The sequence below is a fragment of the Pseudomonas sp. AN3A02 genome, from assembly GCF_011765255.1.
GTDB lineage: Bacteria > Pseudomonadota > Gammaproteobacteria > Pseudomonadales > Pseudomonadaceae > Aquipseudomonas.
In genome coordinates this window covers 82,723-108,883 of the sequence record NZ_JAARNI010000010.1, presented here as the reverse complement: position 1 = coordinate 108,883, position 26,161 = coordinate 82,723, and the positions used below count along the sequence as shown (strand labels likewise).

Here is a 26,161-nt window from a genome sequence, read left to right as displayed (position 1 = left end):
CCCTCGCGTAACCGGCAAAGCTACCTGAATGCGCATGGGCAGTCCAGCCAAGCGGGGCTGGCACTTTGCCACAACACAAGGCATGCTAGCCGCCCTCCGGGCGTCCGGCTTATAGTGCACGTCGCGCGCCAGTCCAGCCAAACCGCAGGATCACAGTTTGTCCAACGTCACCCCGCCAACTCCCCTGCGCGCCGCTCATATAGCGCCGGGAGCGCCCCTGCACGGAACCCTCAAGGGCGCTCTGGCGACGCTGGTCCTGCTGCTGCTCGCCTTATTATTCTGGCAACTGCTGGACCAGTTGCAGCAAAACCAGAAAAACCAGCAGCAATACACCATCGACTACAGCGCCGACCTGGCCGAACAAATCAGCCTGAACATGGCCCTCAGTGCGCAGATCGCGCTGAACCTGCTGCCGATCGTCGAGCCGCCACGGGACACTGAACAGCAACAAATCCTGATGCGCACCCTGCAACGCTCCCTGCCGGAGCTGCGCAGCGTCGCCCTGCTCGCCCCCAGCGGCGCGATGATCAGCGACAGCGCCGGCGACAGCCAGGACAGCGCCTGGCTCGAAGAGCTGGTCAAGCGCAGCCACGCCCAGTCCTATTACTTGAGCAACAACAACGACGGCACCGTCATCTACCTGCTGCTGCATCAGCCCAGTGGCGGCACCAAGATGTACTGGGCCTTGCGCCTGGCGCCCAACTTCCTGGCCAACCTGACACGCCAGGACGGCCAGGGCCAGCGCCCAATGTGGGTGATCGAAAACCGCCTCAACCACCGCGTAGTCAGCCGTGACAGCGGCATGCCGGCCCAGTGGGCCTCGGCGTTGACCCCGGACGAATTGAACAAAAGTGTACTGGTCACGCCCCTGAGCAAAAGCGACTGGCAACTGCGCGGCCTGTTCGACCGTGCCGCCGTGCTGGAGCAACTGCTGCCGGCCTTTATCGGCAAATGCCTGCTGGGCCTGGCCTTCTCGCTGATCCCGGTGATCGTGCTGCTGAACATGCGCCGCCGCCAGCGCCAGGTGCATGAAGGCCGCCGCCGCTACCAGGATATTTTCGAAGGCACCGGCGTGGCGCTGTGTGTGCTGGACCTGTCCGGCCTGCGCGCATTCTTCGACAAAGCTCAACTGCAGACCCGCGAGCAACTGCAGCAGTTGCTGCAAGACAGCCCGGAGCAACGCCAACAACTGCTCAAGGAATTGCGCGTCACCGAGGTCAACCAGGTGGCGGTGCGCCTGCTGAATGTCGCTTCCTGCGAGCAAGCCTGGGAGCGCCTGATCGACGCTTGCCCGTCGAGCCCTACCGCCATCGGCAACCAGGTGATCGACGCGGTACTGACCCAACAGAAGCAGCTCGAACTGGAAATCCAGCTCAGCGATGTCGAAGGCAACGACCAATACCTGTGGCTGGTGATGCGCCTGCCGGAACAACAGGACGACTTCAAGGCGGTGATCCTGAGCATCAGCGACATCACCAGCCGGAAGCTGATCGAGCTGTCGCTGGTGGAGCGCGAGGGTTTCTGGTCGGACGTGGTACGCACCGTGCCCGATCACCTGTATGTGCAGGACGTGATCAGCCAGCGGATGATTTTCAGCAACCATCACCTGGGCCACACCTTGGGCTACAACAAGCCCGAGTTGCAGCAAATGGGCGAGTATTTCTGGGAAATCCTGCTGCACCCCGAAGACGCCGAGCGTTACCACGACCTGCGCCTGCAACAGCGCCAGGCCGGCTACCTGAGCCAACTGCAGTGCCAGCTGCGCTTTCGCCACCGCAACAACCAATGGCGGCGCTTCGACATCCGCGAACAGGCCCTGGCCCGGGACAAGACCGACCAGGTCACGCGCATCATCGGCGTGGCCAAGGACATCACCGACCAGATCGAGGCCAGCGAATCCCTGCGTGACAGCGAACAGCGCTACCGCATGCTGGCTGAAAGCATCAGCGACGTGATCTTCTCCACCGACAGCAAGCTGGCCCTGAACTACGTCAGCCCGTCGGTGAACGGCGTGCTGGGCTATGACGTGGACTGGATCTTCGAAAACGGCTGGCAATCGACTATCGCCAACCCGCAACAACTGACTGGAATTTACTCCCTGGTGGAGCAAGTCAGCCGCGCCCTGGACCAACCCGACTCCCTCGCGGCGTTGCGCAACGACGTGCAGACCCAGCTGTTCCTGTTCGACTGCCTGCGGGCCGACGGGCGCAAGATCCCGATCGAACTGCGCCTGGTGCTGGTGTGGGACGAACACGGTGCGTTCGAAGGCATCCTCGGCGTGGGTCGCGACATCAGCCAGCAACGCCGTGCGGAAAAAGACCTGCGCATGGCGGCCACGGTATTCGAACACTCGACTTCGGCGATCCTGATCACCGACCCTGCCGGCTATATCGTGCAGGCCAACGAGGCGTTCAGCCGGGTGAGTGGCTACGCGGTGGCGGACGTGCTCGACCAGTTACCGAACATGCTCACCGTCGACGAACAGCAGGAAGCCCACCTGCGCTACGTGCTCAAGCAATTGCATCAGCACAGCACCTGGGAAGGCGAAGTGTGGCTCAAGCGCCGCAACGGCGAGCATTACCCGGCCTGGGTCGGGATTACCGCCGTATTCGATGACGAAGGCGACCTGGCCAGCTACGTGTGCTTCTTCAGTGACATCAGCGAGCGCAAGGCCAGCGAACAGCGGATCCACCGCCTGGCCTACTACGACGCCCTGACCCACCTGCCCAACCGCACGCTGTTCCAGGACCGCCTGCACACCGCGTTGCAGTCGGCGGAACGGCAGAAGTCGTGGGTGGTGCTGATGTTCCTCGACCTCGACCGCTTCAAGCCGATCAACGATTCCCTGGGCCACGCCGCCGGCGACCGCATGCTCAAGGAAATGGCCACCCGCTTGCTGGGCTGCGTGGCCGAAGACGACACCGTAGCACGCATGGGCGGCGACGAGTTCACCTTGCTCCTGCAACCGCGGGTCAACCGTGAGATGGCGCTGAACCGCGCGATTCACGTGGCCGAGCAGATTCTGGCCAGCCTGGTGAAACCGTTTGTGCTTGAGGGCCGCGAGTTCTTTGTGACCGCCAGTATCGGCATCGCCCTGAGCCCGCAGGACGGCAACGAACTCAGCCAGTTGATGAAGAACGCCGACACGGCGATGTACCACGCCAAGGAGCGCGGCAAGAACAACTTCCAGTTCTACCAGGCCGACATGAACGCCAGCGCCCTGGAGCGTCTGGAGCTGGAAAGCGACCTGCGCCACGCCCTGGAACAAAACGAATTCGTGCTGTATTACCAGCCGCAGTTCAGCGGCGACGGCAAACGCCTGACCGGCGCCGAAGCCCTGCTGCGCTGGCGCCATCCCCGTCGCGGGCTGGTGCCGCCGGGGGACTTTATCCCGGTGCTGGAGGAATTGGGGCTGGTGGTGGACGTGGGCGACTGGGTAATCAGCGAAGCCTGCCGCCAACTCAAGACCTGGCACCAGAACAAGGTGCGGGTGCCCAAGGTCTCGGTGAACATCTCGGCCCGGCAGTTCTCCGACGGGCAACTGGGCGAGCGCATCGCGACCATCCTCAAGGACACCGGCCTGCCACCGGCGTGCCTCGAGCTGGAACTGACCGAAAGTATCCTGATGCGCGAGGTCAACGAAGCGATGCAGATCCTCGCCAGCCTGAAAAACCTCGGCCTGAGCATTGCGGTAGATGACTTCGGCACCGGTTATTCATCGCTGAACTACCTCAAGCAGTTCCCCATCGACGTGCTGAAAATCGACCGCACCTTCGTCGACGGCCTGCCGTCGGGTGAACAGGATGCGCAGATCGCCCGGGCGATTATCGCCATGGCCCACAGCCTGAACCTGGCGGTGATCGCCGAGGGTGTGGAAACCCATGAGCAACTGGACTTCCTGCGGGAGCACGGTTGCGATGAGGTTCAGGGCTACCTGTTCGGACGGCCGATGCCGGCGAACCGGTTTGAGGCGCAGTTCAGTAATGACGCGCTGTTCATGTTCGACTGAGAGCGTGTGATGCCGCTTTTTGTGGCGAGGGGGCTTGTCCCCCGTTGGGCTGCGAAGCGGCCCCAAAACCTGGCACCTCGATCTACCTGAATAAACGCGTGAGCCCTGAATGGGGCTGCTGCGCAGCCCAACGGGGGACAAGCCCCCTCGCCACAAGGGCACCGCTCATCCCTAAGTGAATCCCGCTTGTCCGCGACATGATGTCCTTTCATATGCCATCCAAAACCCATTAGGTTAGAATGCGCTTCTTTTCTGCCCCCGATCCTTGAGGACCGCCATGTTCAGCCGTGATTTGACCATTGCCAAGTACGACGCCGATCTCTTTGCCGCCATGGAGCAAGAAGCCGTGCGCCAGGAAGAGCACATTGAGCTGATCGCTTCGGAAAACTACACCAGCCCTGCGGTTATGGAGGCTCAAGGTTCGGTTCTGACCAACAAGTACGCCGAAGGCTACCCGGGCAAGCGTTACTACGGTGGTTGCGAGTACGTCGACATCGTTGAGCAGTTGGCCATCGACCGCGCCAAGGAACTGTTCGGCGCCGATTACGCCAACGTCCAGCCACACGCCGGCTCCCAAGCCAACAGCGCCGTGTACCTGGCCCTGCTGCAAGCGGGCGACACCATCCTGGGCATGAGCCTGGCCCACGGCGGTCACCTGACCCACGGCGCCAGCGTTTCCTCCTCCGGCAAGCTGTACAACGCCGTTCAGTACGGTATCGACGGCAACGGCCTGATCGACTACGACGAAGTCGAGCGCCTGGCGGTTGAGCACAAGCCAAAAATGATCGTGGCCGGTTTCTCTGCCTACTCGCAGATCCTGGATTTCCCACGCTTCCGCGAAATCGCCGACAAGGTGGGCGCCTACCTGTTCGTCGACATGGCCCACGTGGCCGGTCTGGTCGCTGCTGGCGTCTACCCGAACCCGGTGCCATTCGCCGACGTGGTGACCACCACCACCCACAAGACCCTGCGCGGTCCACGTGGCGGCCTGATCCTGGCTCGCGCCAACGCCGAGATCGAGAAGAAGCTTAACTCCGCCGTATTCCCAGGCGGCCAGGGTGGCCCGCTGGAGCACGTGATCGCCGCTAAAGCGATCTGCTTCAAGGAAGCCCTGCAGCCTGAGTTCAAGACCTACCAGCAGCAAGTGGTGAAAAACGCCAAGGCCATGGCCGGCGTGTTCATCGAGCGTGGTTTTGACGTGGTGTCCGGCGGTACTGAGAACCACCTGTTCCTGCTCTCGCTGATCAAGCAAGACATCTCCGGTAAAGACGCGGACGCCGCTCTGGGCAAAGCCTTCATCACCGTGAACAAGAACTCGGTACCGAACGACCCACGTTCGCCGTTCGTCACCTCCGGCCTGCGCTTCGGCACTCCGGCTGTGACGACTCGTGGCTTCAAGGAAGCAGAGTGCAAGGAACTGGCTGGCTGGATCTGCGACATCCTGGCTGACCTGAACAACGAAGCAGTGATTGATGCTGTTCGTGAGAAGGTCAAGACTATCTGCAAGAAGCTGCCGGTATACGGCGCTTGATTGCAGTTGTTTGAATGAAAAGCCCGGCCTTTGAGCCGGGCTTTTTTATGCCTGAAAACTCTGCTTTCTCAATCTGAAATGACATCAAATGTGGGAGCGGGCTTGCTCGCGAAAGCGGTGTGTCAGTTGATGCAAGTGCTGAGTGACACACCGCTTTCGCGAGCAAGCCCGCTCCCACATTTTGACTGCGTTTCAAGTCAGGATTGGTAAACCCGCGCAAAGCCTTCGCGAATCTTCTCTTCCGGCAACTCGTCGGCAATAAACACAATCACGCTTTCCCGCGCCTCGCCTTCGGCCCATTCGGTGTCCCAATCGAACCCGTAGAGCTTCAGCACGCCCTGGAACACCATCCGCCGGTCTTCCCCGGCAATGTTCAGCACGCCTTTGTAACGCAGCAATTGCTTGCCGTGCTCTTCCAGCAGCTCGTTCATGAACTCGCTGAGTTTGTCGATATCCAGCGGCTGGTCGGTGCGCAGCACCAGGCTGGAGATACGGTCGATGGACGGCGCCTGGCTTACCGGGCGCAAGGTCATGCCCGCGTTGAGGTTGAATCCACGCACATCCAGCAGTTCGGCGAGGTCGATCTTGCCGTGCTCCACCACGCGAATCGGTGCGCGGCGGTTGATGCGGGTCAGGCGCTCGCTGAGGGCGTCGAAGGTGGCGTCGTCCACCAGGTCGCGCTTGCTCACCAGCAGGCGGTCGGCAAAACCGATCTGCGCCTGGGCGATGGTCTGGGTCAGGTGGTGCTCGGCGTGGGCCGCGTCCACCAGGGTGATGATGCCGTCGAGGATGTAGCGCTCGCGCAGTTCTTCATCGATGAAAAAGGTCTGGGCCACCGGGGCAGGATCGGCCAGGCCGGTGCACTCGATCACCAGGCGGTCGAAGGCGATTTCGCCGCTGTCCAGGCGTTCCAGCAGCAGGTACAGGGCCTTGGTCAGGTCGGTGTGGATGGTGCAGCACACGCAGCCATTGGACAGGGTCATGACTTGCACCGGCTCGCTGCCCAGCAGTTGGGTGTCGATACCGGCGTCGCTGAATTCGTTTTCGATCACGGCGATTTTCAAGCCGTGCTCGGCCTTGAGCAGGTGGCGCAGCAGCGTGGTTTTACCCGCGCCAAGAAAGCCGCTGAGGATGGTAACGGGGATGGGAGAGGACAAAGAATTCTCCTTGAAATAGGAACGCAAAAACAATTGTAGGAGCGAGCTTGCTCGCGAAGAACCCAAGGACACCGCGTGCATTCAGGAAGAACGCGGTGTCTTGACGTTTTTCGCGAGCAAGCTCGCTCCTACAAGGGACCTAACGACTCAACAGCACTTGGGCCCACCCTTGCCGCCGTAACGGGCTTCCTGGCGCTCCCGGAAGAACGCCTTGTAGTCCATCATCGGCTTGTCGGGGTGCTTGGTTTGCATATGCTCGACGTAAGTGTCGTAGTCGGGCATGCCGACCATCAGGCGCGCGGCCTGACCGAGGTATTTACCGAGGCGACTGATGTCATTGAACATGATTGCAATCCTCTATCAAGCGTCCGGGATGGCCTGGTATGGCGCTTCTTTATCCGTACGTTCCTTTTTGCCCCAGGCGGCAATGCCGACTTTGAGCGCATAGAACAGGATGCTGAAGACCACGAACAGGAACAGCGCCGTCAGCGTTGCGTTGGTGTAGGCGTTCCAGATCACGTGTTGCATCTGGTCGATGCTCTTGGCCGGTGCGAGGATCTGGCCGCCGGCCAGGGCGTCGCTGTATTTCTTGGCCAGGGACAGGAAGCCGATCGCCGGGTTGGCGTCGAACAGCTTGATGAAGCCTGCGGTCACGGTGCAGATCAGCAGCCAGACAGCCGGCAGCATGGTCACCCAGATGTAGCGTTGGCGTTTCATTTTGATCAGCACAACGGTAGCGAGCATCAGCGCGATACCGGCCAGCATCTGGTTGGAGATACCGAACAGCGGCCACAAGGTGTTGATGCCGCCCAGTGGGTCGATCACGCCTTGGTACAACAGGTAACCCCACATCGCCACACAACCTGCGGTAGCGATCAGGTTGGCGGTCCAGGACTCGGTACGCTTGAGCGCCGGCACGAAGGAACCGAGCAAATCCTGAAGCATGAAGCGACCGGCACGGGTACCGGCGTCGACTGCGGTCAGGATGAACAGCGCTTCGAACAGGATCGCAAAGTGGTACCAGAACGCCATGGTGTTTTCACCCGGCAGGACGCTGTGCAAGATCTGCGCGATACCGACCGCCAGGGTCGGCGCACCACCGGCACGGGCCAGGATGGTGGTTTCACCGATGTCATGCGCCACCGCCTGCAACGCTTCCGGGGTAATCGCAAAACCCCAGCTGCTGACAGTTTGCGCAACGGTCACCACGTCAGCGCCGACAATGGCGGCCGGGCTGTTCATGGCGAAGTACACGCCTGGCTCGATCACCGAAGCGGCAACCATCGCCATGATGGCCACGAACGACTCCATCAACATGCCGCCGTAACCGATGTAACGGGCGTGCCCTTCATTGGCCAGCAACTTGGGCGTGGTGCCCGAGGAGATCAGTGCGTGGAAACCCGAGACCGCGCCACAGGCAATGGTGATGAACAGGAACGGGAACAGACCGCCCTTCCACACTGGGCCGGTGCCATCGATGAACTGGGTCAGCGCCGGCATTTTCAGGTCGGGCATGGTCACCAGGATGCCAATCGCCAGGGCGATGATGGTGCCGATTTTCAGGAAAGTAGACAGGTAGTCACGTGGCGCGAGGATCAGCCACACCGGCAACACGGCGGCGACAAAGCCATAACCCACCAGCATCCAGGTGATCTGGATCCCGGTGAAGCTGAACGCCTTGGCCCACACCGGGTCAGCGGCAATCTGCCCGCCCAGCCAGATCGAGCCCAGCAGCAACAGCACGCCGACAATCGAGATTTCGCCGATACGGCCCGGGCGGATGTAGCGCATGTAGATGCCCATGAACATCGCGATCGGGATGGTCGCCATCACCGTGAAGATGCCCCACGGGCTTTCGGCCAGGGCCTTGACCACGATCAGCGCCAGCACCGCGAGGATGATGATCATGATCAGGAAGCAGCCAAACAGCGCGATGGTCCCGGGAATGCGGCCCATTTCTTCGCGGACCATGTCCCCCAGGGAACGGCCGTTGCGACGGGTGGAGAGGAACAGGATCATGAAATCCTGCACCGCGCCCGCCAGCACCACACCGGCTATCAGCCACAAGGTGCCGGGCAGATAGCCCATCTGCGCTGCCAGTACCGGGCCGACCAAAGGCCCGGCGCCGGCGATTGCCGCGAAGTGGTGACCGAAAAGAATGTGTTTGTTGGTCGGCACATAGTCCAGACCATCGTTGTTGACCACGGCGGGGGTAGCCCGCAGTGGATCGAGCTGCATCACATGGTTAGCGATGAACAGACTGTAGTAACGGTAAGCAACCAGATAAATGGCCACTGCCGCGACCACAATCCACAAGGCGTTGATCGCCTCGCCGCGGCGCAAGGCCACTACGCCCAGGGCGCACGCTCCTACGATTGCCAGCAGCAGCCAGGGTAGATGGCGTAGCAGGCTATTATTATTTTTCATTTTTATATTCCAGCCAGGGTGGACAGAAAGACAGCCATCCCGAGTTTAGCGCTACTGGCCTTAAAGGCCACCCCCCTACGTTGGTCTAGAGCCTTGCCGGGGCGAAAAAAGCAGAAAAAACCGTCCCATGATGGCGCACGGCTACAATTCTTTTATCCACAGAGGGTTTCACCATGAGCGAACAGCCTTCAGACCGTCGCCGTTTTCGACGCATTGCCTTCGATGCCAAGACCGAGCTCACGCAAGACGGCCATGTCTGGCCGGTGCAATTGGTGGATTTGTCACTCAAGGGATTGCTGGTGCAACGGCCGCAGGACTGGCAAGGCCATCGCTACGAATCGTTCGACGTGGACATTCATCTGGACGCCGAGACCGAGGTGAAGATGCAGGTGCGGCTGACCCATGACGATCATGGGCAGCTCGGTTTTGTGTGCGAGCACATCGACCTCGACTCGATCAGCCACCTGCGGCGGATAATCGAGTTGAATCTGGGGGATCAGGCAGAGCTGGAGCGGGAATTCGCCGCCTTGCTGGAGACCTGAACATGTGGGAGCTGGCTTGCCTGCGATGGCGGTGTGTCAGTTTGCATATCAATTAGCTGATACACCACCATCGCGGGCAAGCCCGGCTCCCACAGGGGTGATGGGTGGCTAGCGACTATTCGAACAGGGCATCCAGCGCCTGCTCCAGGCGCGTCACCCCAATCACTTGCAGCCCCGGTGGCATTTCTTTCGGCGCATTGCCCTTGGGCACGATGGCGCGCTTGAAGCCGTGCTTGGCTGCTTCCTTCAGGCGCTCCTGACCGCTGGGCACCGGGCGCACTTCACCCGACAACCCCACCTCGCCGAACACCAGCAAGTCGTGGGGCAACGGCCGGTTGCGCAGGCTGGACATCACCGCCGCCATCAACGCCAGGTCGGACGCGGTTTCCAGCACCTTGACCCCGCCCACCACGTTGAGGAACACGTCCTGGTCATGGGTGGGAATGCCGCCGTGTCGGTGCAATACCGCCAGCAACATCGCCAGGCGGTTCTGGTCCAGGCCCAGGGTGACGCGGCGCGGGTTGGCCAAGTGGCTGTCGTCCACCAGCGCCTGCACTTCCACCAGCATCGGGCGGGTGCCTTCCCACGTTGCCATCACCACACTGCCCGGGACTTCTTCTTGGGCGCGGGTGAGAAAAATCGCCGACGGGTTGGAGACTTCTTTCAAGCCGCGGTCAGTCATGGCGAACACACCCAGCTCGTTGACCGCGCCAAACCGGTTCTTCACCGCCCGCAGCAAGCGCAAGCGGCCGTCGGACTCGCCTTCGAAATACAGCACGGTGTCGACCATGTGTTCCAGCACCCGTGGGCCGGCCAGTGCGCCTTCTTTGGTCACGTGGCCCACCAGGAAAATCGCCGTGCCGCTCTGTTTCGCATAGCGCACCAGCAGCGCGGCACTTTCCCGCACCTGGGACACGCCACCCGGCGCCGATTGCAGTTGTTCGGTGAAAATCGTCTGGATCGAGTCGATCACCATCACCTTGGGCTTTTCCAGGCGCGCGGTGGCGATGATGCTTTCGATGCAGGTTTCGGTCATCACCCGCAGTTGGTCCTGGGGCAAGCCCAGGCGGCGCGCACGCATGGCCACCTGCTGCTGGGATTCTTCGCCGGTGACATACAGCGCCGGCATGCGGCTGGCGATGCTGCACAGGGTTTGCAGCAAGATCGTGGATTTACCGATGCCCGGGTCACCGCCAATCAGCACCACAGAGCCGTCCACCAGGCCGCCGCCCAGCACCCGGTCCAGTTCACCGGAAGCGGTGGAGAAACGCGGGATTTCTTCGACGCTGACTTCGGCCAGGGTCTTGATCTGGGTTTGTTGCCCGGTCCAGCCGGACCGACCGCTGGGGGCCACGGCGCCGCCGCTCTCGATCATGGTTTCGGTCAGGGTGTTCCACGCACCGCATTCCGTGCACTGCCCGGCCCATTTGGGAAAGGTCGCGCCGCACTCCGTGCAGCCATACATGCGCTTGGCCTTTGCCATTTGAGAACCTCCAACCGAAAAACCGCGATGATAGCTCAGCGCGGCGCCGGGGTACGGATTTCACCACTGGCCAAACGCGAAGCACTGTTACCGATCGGGTCTTCGGCGTTGAGGTCGGCGCCCTTGGCTTTCAGTTCGTCGAGCAGTTCCACGCGGTTGAACAGCCCGGCGTACATGGCCGCCGTTTGTCCGGCGCCGTTGCGTTGGTCGGGGTTGCAGTCGGTGGCGAGCAGGCGCTGGGCGATTTTCAGCTCACCCTTGAAGATCGCCCCCATCAAGGCGGTGTTGCCGCGTTTGTCCTGCACGCAGGCATCGGCGCCGGCTGCGAGCAACCGGTCCACGTAGGCACTTTCGCCATGATAAGCGGCGAGAATCAGTGCCGTGTAGCCTTTTTCATCCTGGGTGTTCAGCGAATAGCCGGAGTCGATAAAGGTGTTGAGCATTTCCACGTCGCCACGACGGGCGGCGTCGAAGTAGTAATCCTGTAGTTGTGTCTTCACCGCTTGCGGGTCGGGTGACTCGGCATGCGCGGTAAAAGCCAGCAAGGCTGTGAATAAAGCGATGTAGATACGCATGGGGTTTTCTCCTGCCAGGTGTCGACGCCCATGCGGGCGCCGACGGGGGCCAATCAGTCAGTCAGCTTTTCAGCCAGCGCCTTGACGCGGGCCAGGTCGCCCTTGGCAACTTTGGTCACGCCAGTGCCGTACTCCGGATCAGCTTTATAGAGGAACGACAGGATGATGTGCTTGCTCTCGTCATCGGTGGTGGCCAGGGAGCCGCCGAAGTTGTCGATCAAGTCCTGGCGTTCTTTCTTGTTGAACGAGCGGTACAGGTCGCCGGCCTGCTTGAAGTTCTGCTCACGCTGGATCTTCGCCTGCTGGGTACTGCCCGACAGGGCCGACTGGCTGTAACGCGCGGTTTGCGGCTCTTCCCGTGGCAGCAGGCGGCTTGGCTGGTAGTTCACGCCGGTGGTGGTCTTGCCGAAGTTCATCGCGCCGTCCTGGTTACCGTTGTTGACGGTCACCCGGGGTGCGTTGATCGGCAGTTGCAGGGCGTTTGGCCCCAGGCGGTACATTTGCGTATCGGCGTAGGAGAACACCCGGCCTTGCAGCAGGCGGTCTTCCGACGGCTCGATGCCCGGCACCAGGTTGGCCGGGGCCATGGCCACTTGCTCGGTTTCCTGGAAGACGTTGGCCGGGTTGCGGTTCAGCACCATCTGCCCGACTTTGCGCTCAGGCACGTTTGGCCAGATCTTGGTGGCGTCCAATGGGTCGAAATCAAACTTGGCCAGCTCTTCAGGTTTCAGCACTTGCACATACAGGTCCCACTTGGGGAAGTCGCCCTTGTTAATGTGCGTGACCAAATCGTTGGTCATATGGCTGTAGTCACGGCCCTGTACTTCAGCTACTTGTTTAGGGTCAAGGTTCTTGATGCCTTGCAGGCTCTTCCAGTGGAACTTGACGTAGTGCACTTCGCCCTTGGCATTAATCAACTTGTAGGCATGTACACCGTTACCGTCCATTTCCCGGTAGCTGGCAGGAGTGCCAGAGTCCGAATACAACTCGGTCAGTGTACGAGTCGACTCTGGAACATGGGAGAAGAAGTCAAAGCGACGGGAATCGTCATCAAGGTTAGTGCGCGGGTCTGGTTTAAAGGCGTGAACCATATCCGGGAACTTGATCGCATCGCGAATGAAGAACGTCGGGAAGTTATTACCTACCAGGTCCCAGTTGCCTTCAGCGGTGTAGAACTTGGTAGCAAAGCCGCGGGGGTCACGCAGGGTTTCCGGCGAATGGTTGCCGTGAACGACCGCAGAAAAACGCACAAATACCGGCGAGGCTTCACCGGCGGCAAATACCTTGGCCTTGGTCAGGTCGCTGAGGTTGTCGGTGACGGTGAAGGTACCGTGGGCACCGGTGCCGCGAGCGTGCACAACACGCTCCGGAATCCGCTCGCGATCAAAGCGCTGCAATTTCTGGATCAGTTGCACGTCTTGCAACAGGACCGGGCCATTCGCACCGGCGGTTTGCGAGTTCTGATTGTCACCGACCGCCGCGCCATTGTCGCGCGTGAGGTTGGCGGCGTGTACGGACAGCGAAAGAAGACTGGCGCTCACTACGAGCAACACCCGTCGCGCAGAAATAGGCCCGCGGCTAATAGGGTTTTTCATCGAGGTTTCCTCTGGTTTTTTTAGTGCACATTGAGTTGTGCTTTCCAGAGGCTAGTGACCTGCGAGTCAGAAGATAAATAGAAAAGCCGTACCAACCCGATTAAAAAAATAGTGTGGTAACCCCATGAAATAGCGGGTATTCCGCGCGCGATTGGTGGCACTTTGCAAACTATTTGCGATTTAATGTGTCGATAAAAACGGACACTGTTAGCAGTTGTGTCGAGCAAGCCTCGCCACACTGTCTTACACTGGCTTCTACCTCCTCATCTGTAACAAGGAATAACCTATGGGCGTGTTAAGTGAGTTCAAGGCCTTCGCGGTCAAAGGTAATGTGGTCGACATGGCCGTCGGTATTATCATCGGTGCCGCCTTCGGCAAAATCGTTTCCTCCTTTGTAGGCGACGTAGTGATGCCACCCATCGGCCTGTTGATCGGGGGCGTCGACTTCGGCGACCTGGCCGTAACGCTCAAAGCCGCCCAGGGCGATGCGCCTGCCGTGGTGCTGGCGTACGGCAAGTTCATCCAGAGCGTGATCGACTTTGTGATCGTCGCGTTTGCGATCTTCATGGGTGTGAAGGCCATCAACCGCCTGAAGCGTGAAGAGGCCGTGGCGCCTAGCCTGCCGCCGGTTCCGACCAAGGAAGAAGTGCTGCTGGGGGAGATCCGCGATCTGCTCAAGGCACAGAACAGCAAGCCCGAGTAAGCTCGGCAAATAAAGTAAAGGCGCCTGCAGGGCGCCTTTGTTTTACCAATAGTTTTCTACCGCGACCTGCCCCGGGCGGCGGGTCAGGCTCAGTTGCATGTCACGCTGTTTCAGCAGCTGACGCGTGTCGTCGATCATCTGCGGGTTACCGCAAATCATCACTCTGGAATGCTCAGGGGTCAGCTCCACACCTGCGGCGCGCTCCAACTCGCCATTCTCGATCAGGGTAGTAATCCGACCGTTCAACGCGCCCGGATGTTGCTCACGGGTGACAATCGGAATGTAAGTGAGCTTGTGGGCGTGCTCTGCCAGGTACTCTCGTTCGCCCAGCTCATGGATCAACGACTGGTAAGCCAGCTCCGTTGCTTCGCGGGCACTATAGACGAGGATAATCCGCTCGAATTTCTCCCACACCTCGAAGTCCTGCAGGATCGACAGAAACGGTGCAATACCGGTCCCGGTGCCCAACAGCCACAGATCACGACCATCCACAAACCGGTCCAGGGTCAAAAAGCCCGTGGCCTGGCGCTCCACCAGCAAGGTATCGCCCTCCCGCAGGCGACTCAGCTCACTGGTGAACTCGCCACCTGGTACCACGATGGAGAAGAAATCCAGGTACTCATCAAAGGGCGAGGACACCACCGAATAAGCACGCCACACAATGCTGCCATCGGCCTTGGTCACCCCCAGGCGCACGAATTGCCCGGCGCGAAAGCGAAAGCCCGGGTCTCGGGTAGTGCGCAGGGTAAACAGGCTGGGGGTCAGCGATTGCACGTCGAGCAGGGTCTGGCGGGTGTATTTTTCAGCACTGGCCGTCATGGGAAACTCCATTTGCAGAGGCCCCTAGTGTCCCTCAAAGCAGCGCCTGGAAACACCGATGGTTTGTGCTGGCATTGCCGCTGCGCAGAGGTCTTGGCCAACGATTTTTCCACAAGCACAAATCGGCAAACGCTGGACGGTACTAAACATTTGGCTATTAGCCGCACTTCGACAAGACGCTAGATGATGAAATGCAACTAAATATTAACAAGTAACACTCACAGCAAGCCCTTCAAAAAAATGGAAAAACCTTTATCGCGCTCGGAAACTTGTACACCGATTTTAATTTGTACAGCTACTCTTTGACTAAAAGCACAGCCGAAAATAACAGAATTTTCATTTCGAACTGTAGCCGTTGTCCTACACTAATTTTTCATGTCGTAACCGGGGGGGACTGGAAGTACCCCATGAAAAAACCGTGCACATGGAGCGTTACCGATGATCAACTGGCACAACACTCGCGTTCCCAAACTCGAAGGCGAAAGCGAAATAACCAGTATGTACGAAGCCGCCCTCAACCTTACCTACGAGCTTGGCTTCCAATACTGCGCATTCACCCTTAATTCTCATCTACCCAACAACCAAACGAAAACCGTCAACCTCAACAACTATTCAAATGAGTGGAATACGCTGTACAAACAACAACACTACTTTGATCTGGATCCTGTTGTTGCACACTGCAAACGCTCGGTTCTACCCATCGTCTGGGAAGAGAAAATCTTTTCCTCGGTACCGGACTTATGGGTTCATGCCCAAACCCACGGCCTGAATTTCGGATGGACACAGTCGATCCATGACTTCCAGGGTGTTTTCAGCATGCTGACCTTGGCCCGTACCTCCGTCCCTGTGGGACCTGAAGAACTCTATGAAAAAGCCGGGCAAGTACTCTGGATTTGCCACGCGATGCATGCGGTCGTCGCAAAAAAGTATGCTGACGCTCCTAGCCCGCAAGCCCCCAGTAAATTGACCCCGCGGGAAACCGAAATCCTGCAATGGTCGGCCATGGGCAAGACCGCCTCCGACATCGCCACCATCCTGTGCCTTTCCGAACGCACGGTCGGTTTCCATATCAGCAGTGCAATGAAGAAACTGGGGGTCAGTAACAAGATTGCCGCAGTGATCACGGCAGTGAAATGCGGGTTGTTTTAAACACCGAATGTAATCCAGGGGAAAAAAACGTAACATTTGCGACCAGTTCCCGGTGATGACGCGAGTGCCTGATGAGCCTCCTGTCGCCGTTCACCCCGATGGTTCGCTTACCCAGAGTCTCCCCTGCCATGCCCCTGCTCGACAGCCCCTTCGCCCAACTCGACCTGATCCGTCAGCCAGAACAGCACAACGACCCGCTGCAAGCGTTTGATGCAGCCGATGAGTACTTGCTCAGCTACCTGGCGGAACAACAGCTGACGCCGGCGACCCGCGTACTGGTGCTCAACGACAGTTTCGGCGCCCTGGCAGCCAGCCTCGAAGGGCGTGTGCAGTTGACATCCAGTGGTGACTCGTTCCTCGGTGCCCTGGGCCTGGAGAAGAACCTGGCGCGCAACGGCAAGACCTTCGACGCGGTAACGTTCCTGCCCGCCAGCCAGACCCCAGCCGGGCCGTTCGACCGCGTACTGATCCGCGTGCCGAAGACTCTGGCCCTGCTCGAAGAACAACTGATTCGCCTGCAAGGCCAGCTGGCACCTGGCGCCGAGGTCATTGCTGGGGCGATGATCAAGCACTTGCCTCGCGCCGCCGGTGAATTGCTGGAGCGCTTTATCGGGCCGATGCACGCCTCTCTTGCGGTCAAGAAGGCCCGCCTGCTGATCGCCACCCTGGCCGACCGGCCGCACGCAGTATCGCCCTACCCGACGCGCTACAGCCTGGACACCCCGGCCATCGAACTGCTCAACCACGCCAACGTGTTCTGCCGCGAAGGCCTGGACATCGGCACCCGGGCCTTCCTGCCGCACTTGCCACAAAACCTGGGCAGCGCCCACGTGGCAGACCTGGGATGCGGCAACGGTGTGTTGGCGATTGCCAGCGCGCTGCAAAACCCCGAGGCGCAGTACACGCTGGTGGATGAGTCCTATATGGCGGTGCAATCGGCCGCCGAGAACTGGCGCGCGGCCCTGGGCGAGCGCGACGTGCTGATTCGCCCCGGCGACGGCCTGGCCGATCAGGAGCCGCAATCACTAGACGTGGTGCTGTGCAATCCGCCGTTCCACCAGCAGCAAGTGGTGGGTGATTTCCTCGCCTGGCGCATGTTCCAGCAGGCACGGGAAGCGCTGGTAGTGGGCGGCGCCCTGTATATCGTCGGCAACCGCCACTTGGGTTATCACAGCAAGCTGGCGCGTTTGTTCCGCGGTGTCGAGCAAGTGGCGGCCACGCCGAAGTTCGTGATTCTCAAGGCGCGCAAATAAAAAAGCCCTCCATAAAGGAGGGCAATATTTACAACGGGATGTCAGTGGGTGGTCAGGCCCGCGGCATTCATGAACATGCGCATCAGGCTGGCCACCACGAACAGGGCCAGGACGCTGCCGGTCCAGATCATCGCCAGCCAGCCCAGGCGTTGCCAGAGCGGCTTTTTCTCGGCCTGTTCGATGTCGTGCAACGAAGGTTTGCCGGACATGAGTCAATCCTCCTAGTGATAACCGTCTTCGTGGGTGACCTTGCCGCGGAACACGTAGTAGCTCCAGAAGGTGTAGCCCAGGATGAACGGGATGATGAACAAGGTGCCCACCAGCATGAAGCCCTGGCTTTGCGGCGGCGCGGCGGCGTCCCAGATCGATACCGATGGCGGGATGATATTCGGCCACAGGCTGATCCCCAGACCGCTGTAGCCGAGGAAGATCAGCACCAGCGTCAGCAGGAACGGCGTGTAGTGCGCATTCCGGGCCACGGCGCGAATCAGGCCGTACATGGTCACCAGCACCAGGATCGGCACCGGCAGGAACCAGAACAGATTCGGCAGGGTGAACCAGCGCGAGGCGATTTCCGGATGAGCCAGCGGCGTCCACAGGCTGACGATACCGATCACCGCCAGCACCACGAATGCCAGGGGCCGCGCGAGGTTGTGCATTTTCTCCTGCAAGCTGCCTTCCGTCTTCATGATCAGCCAGGTGCAACCCAGCAGCGCATACGCCACGATCAAGGCCACCCCGCAGAACATCGTGAACGGCGTCAGCCAATCCAGTGAACCGCCGGCAAACTGGCGGTCGACCACCGGGATACCATCGATGAACGCCCCCAGCGCCACGCCCTGGAAGAACGTCGCCGCCAGCGAGCCGCCGATGAAGGCCTTGTCCCACAGGTGACGCTTGTCGTCCTTGGCCTTGAAGCGGAATTCAAACGCCACGCCGCGAAAGATCAGCCCGATCAGCATCAGCATCAGCGGCAGGTACAGCGCCGAGAGCACCACCGAATAAGCCAGCGGGAAGGCGCCAAACAACGCCGCGCCGCCGAGTACCAGCCAGGTTTCGTTGCCGTCCCACACGGGGGCGACGGTGTTCATCATCACGTCACGGTCAGTCTTGCCCGGGATGAACGGGAAGAGAATGCCGATCCCCAGGTCGAAGCCGTCCATGACCACGTACATCATGATGCCGAAGATGATGATCACGGCCCAGATCAGCGGAAGATCAATACCCATGGCTCAGTTCCCCTTGTTCAAGGTGTCGCCGTGATCGGCATCGGCACTGTCATCAGCCGCCGACAACGGACGCGCCGGTGTGCGTTTCTGCCCAGGGCCACCGTGAGTAGGCTCGGTGCTTTCGTGGGTCACAGGCCCTTTGCGCACCAGGCGCATCATGTAGCCCAGGCCCGCGCCGAACAGCGCGAAATACACCACCACAAACAACACCAACGTGATGCTCATCTGCGCAAAGCTGTGGTTGGACGAAGCATCCGCCGTGCGCATCAGCCCGTAGACCACCCACGGCTGCCGGCCGATTTCGGTGGTGAACCAACCGGCGAGAATCGCGATCAGGCCGGACGGGCCCATCCACAGCGCCAGGTACAGGAACGGCTTGGACGTGTACATCTTGTCGCCACGGCGCAGCCAGAGGCTGAACAGGCCGGTGAAAATCATCAGGAAGCCCAGGCCCACCATGACCCGGAACGACCAGAACACGATGGTCGAATTCGGACGATCCTCAGGCGGAAAGTCCTTGAGGGCCGGCACCTGCTTGTCCAGGGAGTGAGTCAGGATCAGGCTGCCGAGGTACGGGATTTCCACCGCGAACTTGGTTTTTTCAGCTTTCATGTCCGGCCAGCCGAACAGGATCAACGGCGTGGGCTCGTCGCCGATATTCTCCCAGTGGCCTTCAATCGCGGCGATCTTCGCCGGCTGATGCTTGAGGGTATTCAGGCCATGGAAGTCACCGATGACCGCCTGGATCGGCGCGACAATCAGCGCCATCCACATCGCCATCGACAGCATGGTGCGGATCGCCGGGTTGTCCTTGCCGCGCAGCAAGTGCCAGGCCGCCGAAGAACCGACGAAGAACGCGGTCGCGACGAAGGCAGCCGTGGCCATGTGCATCAGGCGGTAGGGGAACGACGGGTTGAAAATCACGGCCAGCCAGTCGGTAGGAATCACCCGGCCATCAATGATTTCAAAACCCTGTGGCGTCTGCATCCAGCTGTTGGAGGCGAGAATCCAGAAAGTCGAGATCAGCGTGCCGACGGCCACCATCACCGTGGCGAAGAAGTGCAGCTTGCGTCCGACCTTGTTCCAGCCAAACAGCATGACCCCCAGGAAGCCGGCTTCAAGGAAGAATGCCGTGAGCACTTCATAGGTCAGCAACGGCCCCGTGACGGCACCGGCGAAGTCCGAGAAGCGGCTCCAGTTGGTGCCGAACTGATAGGCCATGACCAGACCGGAGACCACGCCCATGCCGAAGTTGACGGCAAAGATCTTCGACCAGAAATGGTAGAGGTCACGGTAGGTGTCGTTGTTGGTCTTGAGCCACAGGCCTTCCAGCACCGCAAGGTAACTGGCCAGGCCGATGGTGATGGCCGGGAACAGGATATGGAATGAGATGGTGAACGCGAATTGAATTCGGGCGAGATCTAGCGCCTCCAAACCGAACATAAGTCTTCCTCTGTCAGGTAATACAGAATGCTGGCTGGAGGCCTGCACCCACTGCCCCCACGGATATGGAGTGTGGCGAATTCAAATTCGTTTCTTTTTATAACCAACCACGCAGGGATTCTGGCCTTGCGGCCGCCAGAGCAATCCCGGCGAAGGTTTTGATCTGGATCAAGCATTGCTGAAAGAGTAGTCCCATTTTCGCGAGAGCAAGGCGTGGTCTTTTGCCGCGTGACAGGTTGCCTCAGTGGCGAGTAAGGGTTGTGTGGGGGGAGATTGGGCTTGCGTTGGGTGTATATCCGTTATTTGGGTGATGGCTGGTATTGGTTCCGCTCTTACAGCGGCTCACTTTTGAAAAGCGCAAAAGTAAGCAAAACGCTCTTGCCCCACCACTCGGCACCTCGCCTAGGCTCGGTGTGCCCTCAGCTCCGGCAGCACGAAGCGGGCCGCCGCGACGGGGCGTCCCTGCCCCGTCGCGGCTAAACCGGCGTCCTGCCGGTTTACCCGCTCCGTACTGCCTACGTTCGGCCAGCGTGGTTTAACGGGGCGCCTAAGATCAAGATCAAAAGCAGATCAAGGGCACAGCGGCCTACAGGCCGGCTTGAGTGTGGTGAAGCAACAGCAACAGCAACAGCAAAATCAGAAACTAAAGCGGGCACGGTCCAAATGTGGGAGCGGGCTTGCTCGCGAAGGTCGTTAACGATGACGCGGGCATTCTGATTCAACGCGGCGTTCTCAGGTTTTTCGCGAGCAAGCCCGCTCCCACAGAAAAGCAGCCCTGCTTTCGCTCTTGATCTTGCCTCTGCTTCTCACACTCAAGCCGGCCGGTAGGCCGCTGTGCTCTGGCTTTTGATCTGCTTTTGATTTTGATCTGCGGGCCCCGTTAACCACGATGGCCGCAAGCAGGCACGGTGGAGCGGGTAAATCGGCAGGGAAGCCGATTTAGCCGCGCCGGGCCATGGATGGCCCGGCGCGGCGGCCCGCGGAATCGGGCCGGAGTGCGGGCATGCCGAGCCTAGGCGAGGCACCGAGTGGTGGGGCAAAGACCTTTTGGTTACTTTTGGCTGGGCCGGCATTCCGGGCGTTTGCCAAAAGTGACCCGCTGTAAGAGCGGAACCATAGGTGGCCGTTACCGAAGAAACGGATATGTACTCAGCCAGACTGAACATATCTCATCCCCCCAACCCACCACGCAACTATTGGTTACAAGTTGGTGATAACCTCACCGTTCCCCCACCCAGACCCGTCTCCCCGATGCCCAGTGAACCCGCGCTGCTGTTACGTCATCACCGCCCTTTCATCGCGTTCTGGCTGGCGCGGATCTTCACCGCCAGCGGCTTCCAGATGCTCACCGTGGCCATCGGCTGGAACCTCTACCAACTGACCGGCAACGTGCTGGACCTGGGTTTGGTCGGCCTGGTGGAATTCGTGCCGCGGGTGCTGTTCATGCTGCACACCGGCCATGTGGCCGACCGCTATGAACGGCGCAAGGTCGCAGCCATCTGCCAAACCGTTCAAGCGTTGATCGCGCTGTCCCTGGCGATCGGCGGACTGACCGGCAATGTCACCCGCGAGATGATTTTTATCCTGGCGTTCCTGCTGGGCGCAGCCCGCTCGTTTGAAATGCCCACCACCCAGGCCATGCTGCCGAGCATCGTGCCCACCGCACTGTTTCCCCGCGCGGTGGCGTCGTCGCAGTCGGCACAGCAATTGGCCACCATCGTGGCGCCGGCTCTGGGCGGTTTGTTATACGCCTTCGGCAGCGTCTGGGTGTACGGCCCCACGGTGGTGCTGTACCTGATTGCCTGTGTGCTGACCCTGAACCTGCCGGCACGCCAGACGCCCTTGAACAAGGCCAAGGCGACCATGGACTCGTTGCTGGCCGGGATCCGCTTTATCCGCAGCCGTCCGGACATTCTCGGGGCGATTTCCCTGGACCTGTTTGCCGTACTGCTGGGCGGCGCCACCGCGTTGCTGCCGGTGTTTGCCAAGGACATTCTGCTGACCGGCCCATGGGGCCTCGGGCTGCTGCGTTCGGCGCCAGCGGTCGGGGCATTGTTGATGTCGTTGTGGCTGGCACGGTTTGCCGTGGACCGGCATGTCGGGCGAATCATGTTTACGGCGGTTGGGGTGTTTGGCGTAGCCACCATTGGATTCGGCCTGTCGACCTCGTTCTGGTTCTCCCTGGCCGTGCTGGTGGTATTGGGCGCAGCGGACATGATCAGCATGGTGATCCGCGCCTCGTTCGTGCAACTGGAAACCCCGGATGAAATGCGCGGCCGGGTGAGCGCGGTCAACGGGCTGTTTATCGGCGCGTCGAATCAGTTGGGCGAGTTTGAGTCCGGGATTACCGCCCACTGGTTCGGCACCGTACCCGCCGTGGTCATGGGCGGCATCGGCACGCTGTTGGTGACCGGGGTCTGGATCAAACTGTTCCCGACCCTGGCCAACCGCGACCGCATGCATGTGCCGGTGGAAGAACCCGCCAAGGTTTAGAACACCTTGTCGAGGGTGACGGGAAAGTCCCGCACCCGCTTGCCGGTGGCGTGATACACCGCGTTGGCCACCGCCGCTGCAACCCCGACAATCCCGATCTCGCCGACGCCCTTGGAACCCAGGGCGTTGACGATCTCGTCGTGTTCTTCGACAAACAGCACATCAATCTCGCCGATATCCGCGTTTACCGGGATGTGGTACTCGGCCAGGCTGTGGTTCATATAGCGGCCTAATTGATGGTCAATTTGGGTCTCCTCATGCAACGCCATGCCGATGCCCCAGACCACACCGCCGAGAATCTGGCTGCGGGCCATCTTCGGATTAACCACCCGCCCGGCCGCAACCGCACTGACCACCCGGCTGACCTTGATCGTGCCCAGGTCCTCATCCACCCGCACTTCGACGAACACTGCTGAATGCGTGGCTGAGGCATAGCCTTCGCGCTGTTTGCCTGGCTCGCAGTCAACCTGCACTTCCAGTGCTTGCTCGCCGCTGTCCTGCACCAATTGCGCCAGGGAGATGCGCTGGTCCCCGGCATGCAACTGGCCATTCTCGAAGCGCGCCGACTCTGCATCTTTAAAAGCCGGATACGTCTTGCGCGCAATATCCAACAGCTTGGCATTCAACGCCTCGCACGCCTGCTGCACCGCGCTGCCCACCGACGACACGGTAAACGAGCCACCCTGCAACGGCGCCGTCGGCAATGATGAATCCCCCAGCAGAAACGTCACGTCGCCTACCGGTACGCCGCTGGCCTGGGCCGCAATCTGGGTCATGACCGTGTAAGTGCCGGTGCCGATATCGGTGGTGGCACTGCTGACCGTGAGTTTGCCCAGGTGATCGATTCGCGCCTTGGCGCTGGCCTTCATTTGCATCGCTTCCCATACGCCGCCGGCCATGCCCCAACCGATCAGTTGGCGACCGTCGCGCATGCTCCGTGGTTCCGGGTTGCGCTGGCTCCAGCCGAAACGCTCGGCACCTTCGCTGTAGCACTCACGCAGGGCTTTGCTGGACCAGGGCTTGTCTTCGTTCTGATTGCGCTCGGCGTAGTTAATCAGCCGCAGTTGCACCGGGTCGATGCCCAGGGCGCAGGCCAGTTCGTCCATGGCGCACTCCAGGCCGATCACCCCGAGCGCCGCGCCGGGCGCGCGCATGTCCAACGGCGTGAACACATCCAGCGGCACCAGTTTGTAGGTCAACAGCACGTTATCGCAGTGATAGAGCATGCCGCTCCACTCCACCACGTGCTCACTGAAATCCTCGAAGCGCGAGGTCTGGCCGATGGCGGTGTGGCCCAGGGCGAGCAAGCGACCATTCGCGGCTGCGCCCAATTGCAGGCGCTGCAAGGTGCGCGGGCGATAGCCAAAAGTGAACATCTGCTGGCGTGTAAGAGTGACGCGCACCGAACGCTTCAGGGCCAGCGATGCCATGACTGCCAGCGGCAGTTGGTACTGCGGCCGCAAGCCTGAACCGAAGGCACCACCGACAAACGCAGCGAAGATTCGCACCTGGCTCTTATCCAGGCCGAAGACTTTCTGCACGTAAGCCTGGCAGTTCTGCGGGCCCTGGGTCTTGTCGTGGATATGCAAGGTGCCGTCCGGCTGATACAGCACGGTGCTGGCGTGTGGCTCCATCGGGTTGTGGTGCTCGATGGGCGTGCTGTAGTGCAGGTCCAGGCTCGTGGCGGCGCCGGTCCATTCAGCCTGGAAGTTGCCGCGCGGCTTGGGCGGTGTTTGCGGCGATGGGTGGGCCTGGTCCTGCAAGGCCAACAGGTCGGTCTCGGAGGGCTCGGCGGCATATTCGATCTCAACCAAAGAGCCGGCATGACGCGCCAATTCCAGGTTATCGGCAATCACCAATGCCAACGGCTGGCCGCTATACAGCACGCGGTCGTTGTACAGCGGGCGAAATGGCGAGCCGTCGGCGGCATCGGCATCGGCGTAGCTGTCGTCGTAACTGGCGAGTTTCGGGCGGTTGAGGTGATCAAGCACCATCACTACCCCGGGCAGCGCCAGGGCTTTGGAAGCATCGATGCGGACAACCCGGCCCTTGGCGATGTTGCTCGACACCACACTGCCGTGCAGCAGGCCATCCTCGGGGAATTCCCCGGCATATCGCGCTTGCCCGGTCACTTTGAGCAGACCGTCCACCCGGTCCAACGGCTTGCCGATCGCACTCATGATGTGGCTCCCGCAACAGCGGCATCGCTCAGGGCACGAATGATCGCGCGGCGTGCCAGTTTGATCTTGAAGCCGTTGTGCTCCAGCGGCTCGGCGTCCAGCAGCAAGGTTTCGGCGGCAGTGCTGAAGGTTTCGCGGCTGACGGACTGGCCGATCAGCGCGGCTTCCACCGCGCGATCACGCCAAGGCTTGTGGGCGACGCCGCCCAGGGCAAGGCGCGCATCTACGATCACATCGCCTTCCAGTTCCAACGCTGCCGCAACGGATACCAAAGCGAATGCATAAGAAGCGCGGTCACGGATCTTCAGGTAGTGGCTGTGGGCAGCCAGGTGGTCAGCGGGCAACTCGATCGCAGTGATCAACTCATCATCGGCCAACTGGTTATCCCGCTGGGGTGCATCGCCCGGCAGTCGGTGGAAGTCGGCGAACTCGATGACCCGCGCACCGCCCCGACCCTGCACATGCACCCTGGCATCCAGCGCGGCCAGGGCCACGCACATGTCCGAAGGATGGGTGGCGACACACTGATCGCTGGCGCCGAGAATCGCGTGAATGCGGTTCAAGCCAACCCGCGCCGGGCAACCGCTGCCGGGCTCGCGTTTGTTGCAGGGCACGGCGGAATCATAGAAGTAGTAGCAGCGGGTGCGTTGCAACAGGTTGCCGCCGGTGCTGGCCATGTTGCGCAATTGCGGCGAGGCGCCGGCGAGGATGGCTTGGGACAACAACGGGTAGCGTTGTTCGATCAGTGGGTGCCACGCGAGGTCGGCGTTGCTCACCAGGGCGCCGATCATCAGGCCGCCTTCGGTGGTTTCTTCCACGTCACGAAGCGGCAGGCCGGTGATATCGATCAGGTGCTCGGGGCGGCTGATGTTTTCTTTCATCAAGTCCAACAGGTTGGTACCACCGGCAATAAACCGCGATTCCGGACTGACCAGGTGCACCGCCTCCTGCACATCCAGCGGTTTGCTGTAATGGAAGGGATTCATTGCTCACCTCCCTGCGCACGGCACGCCGGCAAGGCTTCTTCGATGGCATCGCGGATGTTGTTGTAGGCGCCGCAGCGGCACAGGTTGCCGCTCATCAGTTCCTGGATTTGCGCGGTGTCGTGGGCACGGCCTTCACGGGCCAGGCCCACCGCCGAGCAAATCTGCCCCGGCGTGCAGTAACCACACTGAAAGGCGTCGTGTTTGATAAAGGCCTTTTGCATCGGGTGCAGGTCTTCGCCCGAGGCCAGGCCTTCGATGGTGGTCAATTCGGCACCGTCGCACATAACCGCCAGGGTCAGGCACGCGTTCACCCGTTTACCGTTGAGCAACACGGTGCAGGCGCCGCACTGGCCGTGGTCGCAGCCCTTCTTGGTGCCGGTCAGGTCCAGTTGCTCGCGCAGCAGGTCCAGCAGGGTGGTCCAGGGCAATACATCCAGTTGGATGTCCCGGCGATTGAGGGTCATGCGTATCGGATGGCTGACGAACGGCTTGGCCGCCGCGCCGGTGGGGGTCGCGCTCATAAACACCTCACGGATTGGTGTGCAATCGCGGCGTTCGGAAAAGTCGCCGTCTTAGCGGTCCGACTT

20 protein-coding genes are annotated in these 26,161 nt (G+C 60.6%); 7 read left to right on the top strand and 13 right to left on the bottom strand.

All coding sequences use genetic code 11. The annotated features are described in order from the left end of the window. Positions 1-157: 157 nt before the first annotated feature. Both HBJ59_RS26210 and glyA read left to right on the top strand, forming a co-directional pair. Positions 158-4,009 carry an EAL domain-containing protein gene (locus HBJ59_RS26210; protein ID WP_167665237.1) on the top strand — a complete coding sequence of 1,284 codons (3,852 nt, stop codon included), beginning with the start codon at positions 158-160 and terminating at the stop codon, positions 4,007-4,009. A gap of 277 nt (positions 4,010-4,286) precedes the next feature. After that, positions 4,287-5,540 carry a serine hydroxymethyltransferase gene (gene glyA / locus HBJ59_RS26205; RefSeq protein WP_167665236.1) on the top strand — a complete coding sequence of 418 codons (1,254 nt, stop codon included), beginning with the start codon at positions 4,287-4,289 and terminating at the stop codon, positions 5,538-5,540. Between the two features lie 197 nt (positions 5,541-5,737). Here the strand turns inward: glyA and yjiA are convergent, their stop codons facing one another. From yjiA to HBJ59_RS26190, 3 genes are all read right to left on the bottom strand, one after another. Further along, positions 5,738-6,697, bottom strand: a complete 960-nt coding sequence (gene yjiA, locus HBJ59_RS26200) for a GTPase (protein ID WP_167665235.1) — start codon at positions 6,695-6,697, stop codon at positions 5,738-5,740. Between the two features lie 147 nt (positions 6,698-6,844). Then, a complete protein-coding gene (locus tag HBJ59_RS26195) occupies positions 6,845-7,042 on the bottom strand; it encodes a YbdD/YjiX family protein (RefSeq protein ID WP_003176208.1) in 198 nt (65 codons plus the stop codon). A 15-nt stretch (positions 7,043-7,057) separates the two neighbouring features. Further along, positions 7,058-9,124, bottom strand: a complete 2,067-nt coding sequence (locus HBJ59_RS26190) for a carbon starvation CstA family protein (RefSeq protein WP_167665234.1) — start codon at positions 9,122-9,124, stop codon at positions 7,058-7,060. A 173-nt stretch (positions 9,125-9,297) separates the two neighbouring features. Between HBJ59_RS26190 and HBJ59_RS26185 the strand changes: the two genes are divergently transcribed. Beyond that, a complete protein-coding gene (locus HBJ59_RS26185; RefSeq protein WP_167665233.1) occupies positions 9,298-9,666 on the top strand; it encodes a PilZ domain-containing protein in 369 nt (122 codons plus the stop codon). 115 nt (positions 9,667-9,781) lie between these two features. On the opposite strand, the gene radA is transcribed toward HBJ59_RS26185, so the two are convergent. Genes radA through katB form a run of 3 tightly spaced genes read right to left on the bottom strand, consistent with a single transcriptional unit; the run spans position 9,782 to position 13,319 of the window. Continuing rightward, the gene (gene radA, locus HBJ59_RS26180; protein WP_003215821.1) at positions 9,782-11,149 is read right to left on the bottom strand and encodes a DNA repair protein RadA; all 1,368 of its coding nucleotides are present in this window, start codon (positions 11,147-11,149) and stop codon (positions 9,782-9,784) included. A 35-nt stretch (positions 11,150-11,184) separates the two neighbouring features. Further along, positions 11,185-11,724 carry an ankyrin repeat domain-containing protein gene (locus HBJ59_RS26175; RefSeq protein WP_167665232.1) on the bottom strand — a complete coding sequence of 180 codons (540 nt, stop codon included), beginning with the start codon at positions 11,722-11,724 and terminating at the stop codon, positions 11,185-11,187. A gap of 53 nt (positions 11,725-11,777) precedes the next feature. Beyond that, a complete protein-coding gene (gene katB, locus HBJ59_RS26170) occupies positions 11,778-13,319 on the bottom strand; it encodes a catalase KatB (protein ID WP_167665231.1) in 1,542 nt (513 codons plus the stop codon). Between the two features lie 286 nt (positions 13,320-13,605). Between katB and mscL the strand changes: the two genes are divergently transcribed. Further along, positions 13,606-14,022 (top strand): large-conductance mechanosensitive channel protein MscL, encoded by a 417-nt coding sequence (mscL, locus tag HBJ59_RS26165; protein ID WP_003215816.1) that lies wholly within the window; start codon positions 13,606-13,608, stop codon positions 14,020-14,022. Positions 14,023-14,064: 42 nt separating this feature from the next. Here the strand turns inward: mscL and HBJ59_RS26160 are convergent, their stop codons facing one another. Further along, on the bottom strand, positions 14,065-14,841 hold the full coding sequence (locus HBJ59_RS26160) for a ferredoxin--NADP reductase (protein WP_167665230.1): 777 nt from the start codon (positions 14,839-14,841) through the stop codon (positions 14,065-14,067). 438 nt (positions 14,842-15,279) lie between these two features. On the opposite strand from HBJ59_RS26160, the gene HBJ59_RS26155 reads away from it, so the two are divergent. Beyond that, positions 15,280-15,990: a LuxR family transcriptional regulator gene (locus tag HBJ59_RS26155; RefSeq protein ID WP_167665229.1), complete on the top strand. Its 711-nt coding sequence runs from the start codon at positions 15,280-15,282 to the stop codon at positions 15,988-15,990. Positions 15,991-16,118: 128 nt separating this feature from the next. Beyond that, positions 16,119-17,243, top strand: a complete 1,125-nt coding sequence (locus HBJ59_RS26150) for a methyltransferase (protein ID WP_167665270.1) — start codon at positions 16,119-16,121, stop codon at positions 17,241-17,243. Positions 17,244-17,284: 41 nt separating this feature from the next. Here HBJ59_RS26150 and HBJ59_RS26145 read toward each other — a convergent pair whose 3' ends face one another. Genes HBJ59_RS26145 through HBJ59_RS26135 form a run of 3 tightly spaced genes read right to left on the bottom strand, consistent with a single transcriptional unit; the run spans position 17,285 to position 19,915 of the window. After that, positions 17,285-17,452: a DUF2474 domain-containing protein gene (locus tag HBJ59_RS26145; RefSeq protein WP_003215809.1), complete on the bottom strand. Its 168-nt coding sequence runs from the start codon at positions 17,450-17,452 to the stop codon at positions 17,285-17,287. 12 nt (positions 17,453-17,464) lie between these two features. After that, positions 17,465-18,472: a cytochrome d ubiquinol oxidase subunit II gene (gene cydB, locus HBJ59_RS26140; RefSeq protein WP_008432810.1), complete on the bottom strand. Its 1,008-nt coding sequence runs from the start codon at positions 18,470-18,472 to the stop codon at positions 17,465-17,467. 3 nt (positions 18,473-18,475) lie between these two features. Next, complete coding sequence (locus HBJ59_RS26135; protein ID WP_076014038.1) at positions 18,476-19,915, bottom strand: cytochrome ubiquinol oxidase subunit I; 1,440 nt, start codon at positions 19,913-19,915, stop codon at positions 18,476-18,478. Positions 19,916-21,166: 1,251 nt separating this feature from the next. Here HBJ59_RS26135 and HBJ59_RS26130 point away from each other — a divergent pair. Beyond that, positions 21,167-22,408 (top strand): MFS transporter, encoded by a 1,242-nt coding sequence (locus HBJ59_RS26130; RefSeq protein WP_167665228.1) that lies wholly within the window; start codon positions 21,167-21,169, stop codon positions 22,406-22,408. On the opposite strand, the gene HBJ59_RS26125 is transcribed toward HBJ59_RS26130, so the two are convergent. Genes HBJ59_RS26125 through HBJ59_RS26115 form a run of 3 tightly spaced genes read right to left on the bottom strand, consistent with a single transcriptional unit; the run spans position 22,405 to position 26,095 of the window. Then, positions 22,405-24,588 carry a xanthine dehydrogenase family protein molybdopterin-binding subunit gene (locus tag HBJ59_RS26125; protein ID WP_167665227.1) on the bottom strand — a complete coding sequence of 728 codons (2,184 nt, stop codon included), beginning with the start codon at positions 24,586-24,588 and terminating at the stop codon, positions 22,405-22,407. The two genes, HBJ59_RS26130 and HBJ59_RS26125, sit on opposite strands and share 4 nt — an antisense overlap. Continuing rightward, positions 24,585-25,574: a xanthine dehydrogenase family protein subunit M gene (locus HBJ59_RS26120; protein WP_167665226.1), complete on the bottom strand. Its 990-nt coding sequence runs from the start codon at positions 25,572-25,574 to the stop codon at positions 24,585-24,587. The genes HBJ59_RS26125 and HBJ59_RS26120 overlap by 4 nt, the downstream gene beginning before the upstream one ends. Continuing rightward, positions 25,571-26,095, bottom strand: coding sequence for a (2Fe-2S)-binding protein (locus tag HBJ59_RS26115; RefSeq protein WP_076014042.1), 525 nt, complete (start codon positions 26,093-26,095; stop codon positions 25,571-25,573). Before HBJ59_RS26115 ends, HBJ59_RS26120 begins: the two co-directional genes overlap by 4 nt. Positions 26,096-26,161: the final 66 nt, after the last annotated feature.

Coding starts and splice junctions, on each gene's coding strand:
- HBJ59_RS26120 (WP_167665226.1), bottom strand. CDS start 25,574: ATGAATCCCTTCCATTACAGCAAACCGCTGGATGTGCAGGAGGCGGTG.
- HBJ59_RS26135 (WP_076014038.1), bottom strand. CDS start 19,915: ATGTTCGGTTTGGAGGCGCTAGATCTCGCCCGAATTCAATTCGCGTTC.
- HBJ59_RS26160 (WP_167665230.1), bottom strand. CDS start 14,841: ATGACGGCCAGTGCTGAAAAATACACCCGCCAGACCCTGCTCGACGTG.
- HBJ59_RS26145 (WP_003215809.1), bottom strand. CDS start 17,452: ATGTCCGGCAAACCTTCGTTGCACGACATCGAACAGGCCGAGAAAAAG.
- HBJ59_RS26175 (WP_167665232.1), bottom strand. CDS start 11,724: ATGCGTATCTACATCGCTTTATTCACAGCCTTGCTGGCTTTTACCGCG.
- HBJ59_RS26150 (WP_167665270.1), top strand. CDS start 16,119: ATGCCCCTGCTCGACAGCCCCTTCGCCCAACTCGACCTGATCCGTCAG.
- HBJ59_RS26125 (WP_167665227.1), bottom strand. CDS start 24,588: ATGAGTGCGATCGGCAAGCCGTTGGACCGGGTGGACGGTCTGCTCAAA.
- HBJ59_RS26185 (WP_167665233.1), top strand. CDS start 9,298: ATGAGCGAACAGCCTTCAGACCGTCGCCGTTTTCGACGCATTGCCTTC.
- HBJ59_RS26115 (WP_076014042.1), bottom strand. CDS start 26,095: ATGAGCGCGACCCCCACCGGCGCGGCGGCCAAGCCGTTCGTCAGCCAT.
- radA (WP_003215821.1), bottom strand. CDS start 11,149: ATGGCAAAGGCCAAGCGCATGTATGGCTGCACGGAGTGCGGCGCGACC.
- glyA (WP_167665236.1), top strand. CDS start 4,287: ATGTTCAGCCGTGATTTGACCATTGCCAAGTACGACGCCGATCTCTTT.
- mscL (WP_003215816.1), top strand. CDS start 13,606: ATGGGCGTGTTAAGTGAGTTCAAGGCCTTCGCGGTCAAAGGTAATGTG.
- HBJ59_RS26130 (WP_167665228.1), top strand. CDS start 21,167: ATGCCCAGTGAACCCGCGCTGCTGTTACGTCATCACCGCCCTTTCATC.
- HBJ59_RS26190 (WP_167665234.1), bottom strand. CDS start 9,124: ATGAAAAATAATAATAGCCTGCTACGCCATCTACCCTGGCTGCTGCTG.
- katB (WP_167665231.1), bottom strand. CDS start 13,319: ATGAAAAACCCTATTAGCCGCGGGCCTATTTCTGCGCGACGGGTGTTG.
- cydB (WP_008432810.1), bottom strand. CDS start 18,472: ATGGGTATTGATCTTCCGCTGATCTGGGCCGTGATCATCATCTTCGGC.
- HBJ59_RS26155 (WP_167665229.1), top strand. CDS start 15,280: ATGATCAACTGGCACAACACTCGCGTTCCCAAACTCGAAGGCGAAAGC.
- HBJ59_RS26195 (WP_003176208.1), bottom strand. CDS start 7,042: ATGTTCAATGACATCAGTCGCCTCGGTAAATACCTCGGTCAGGCCGCG.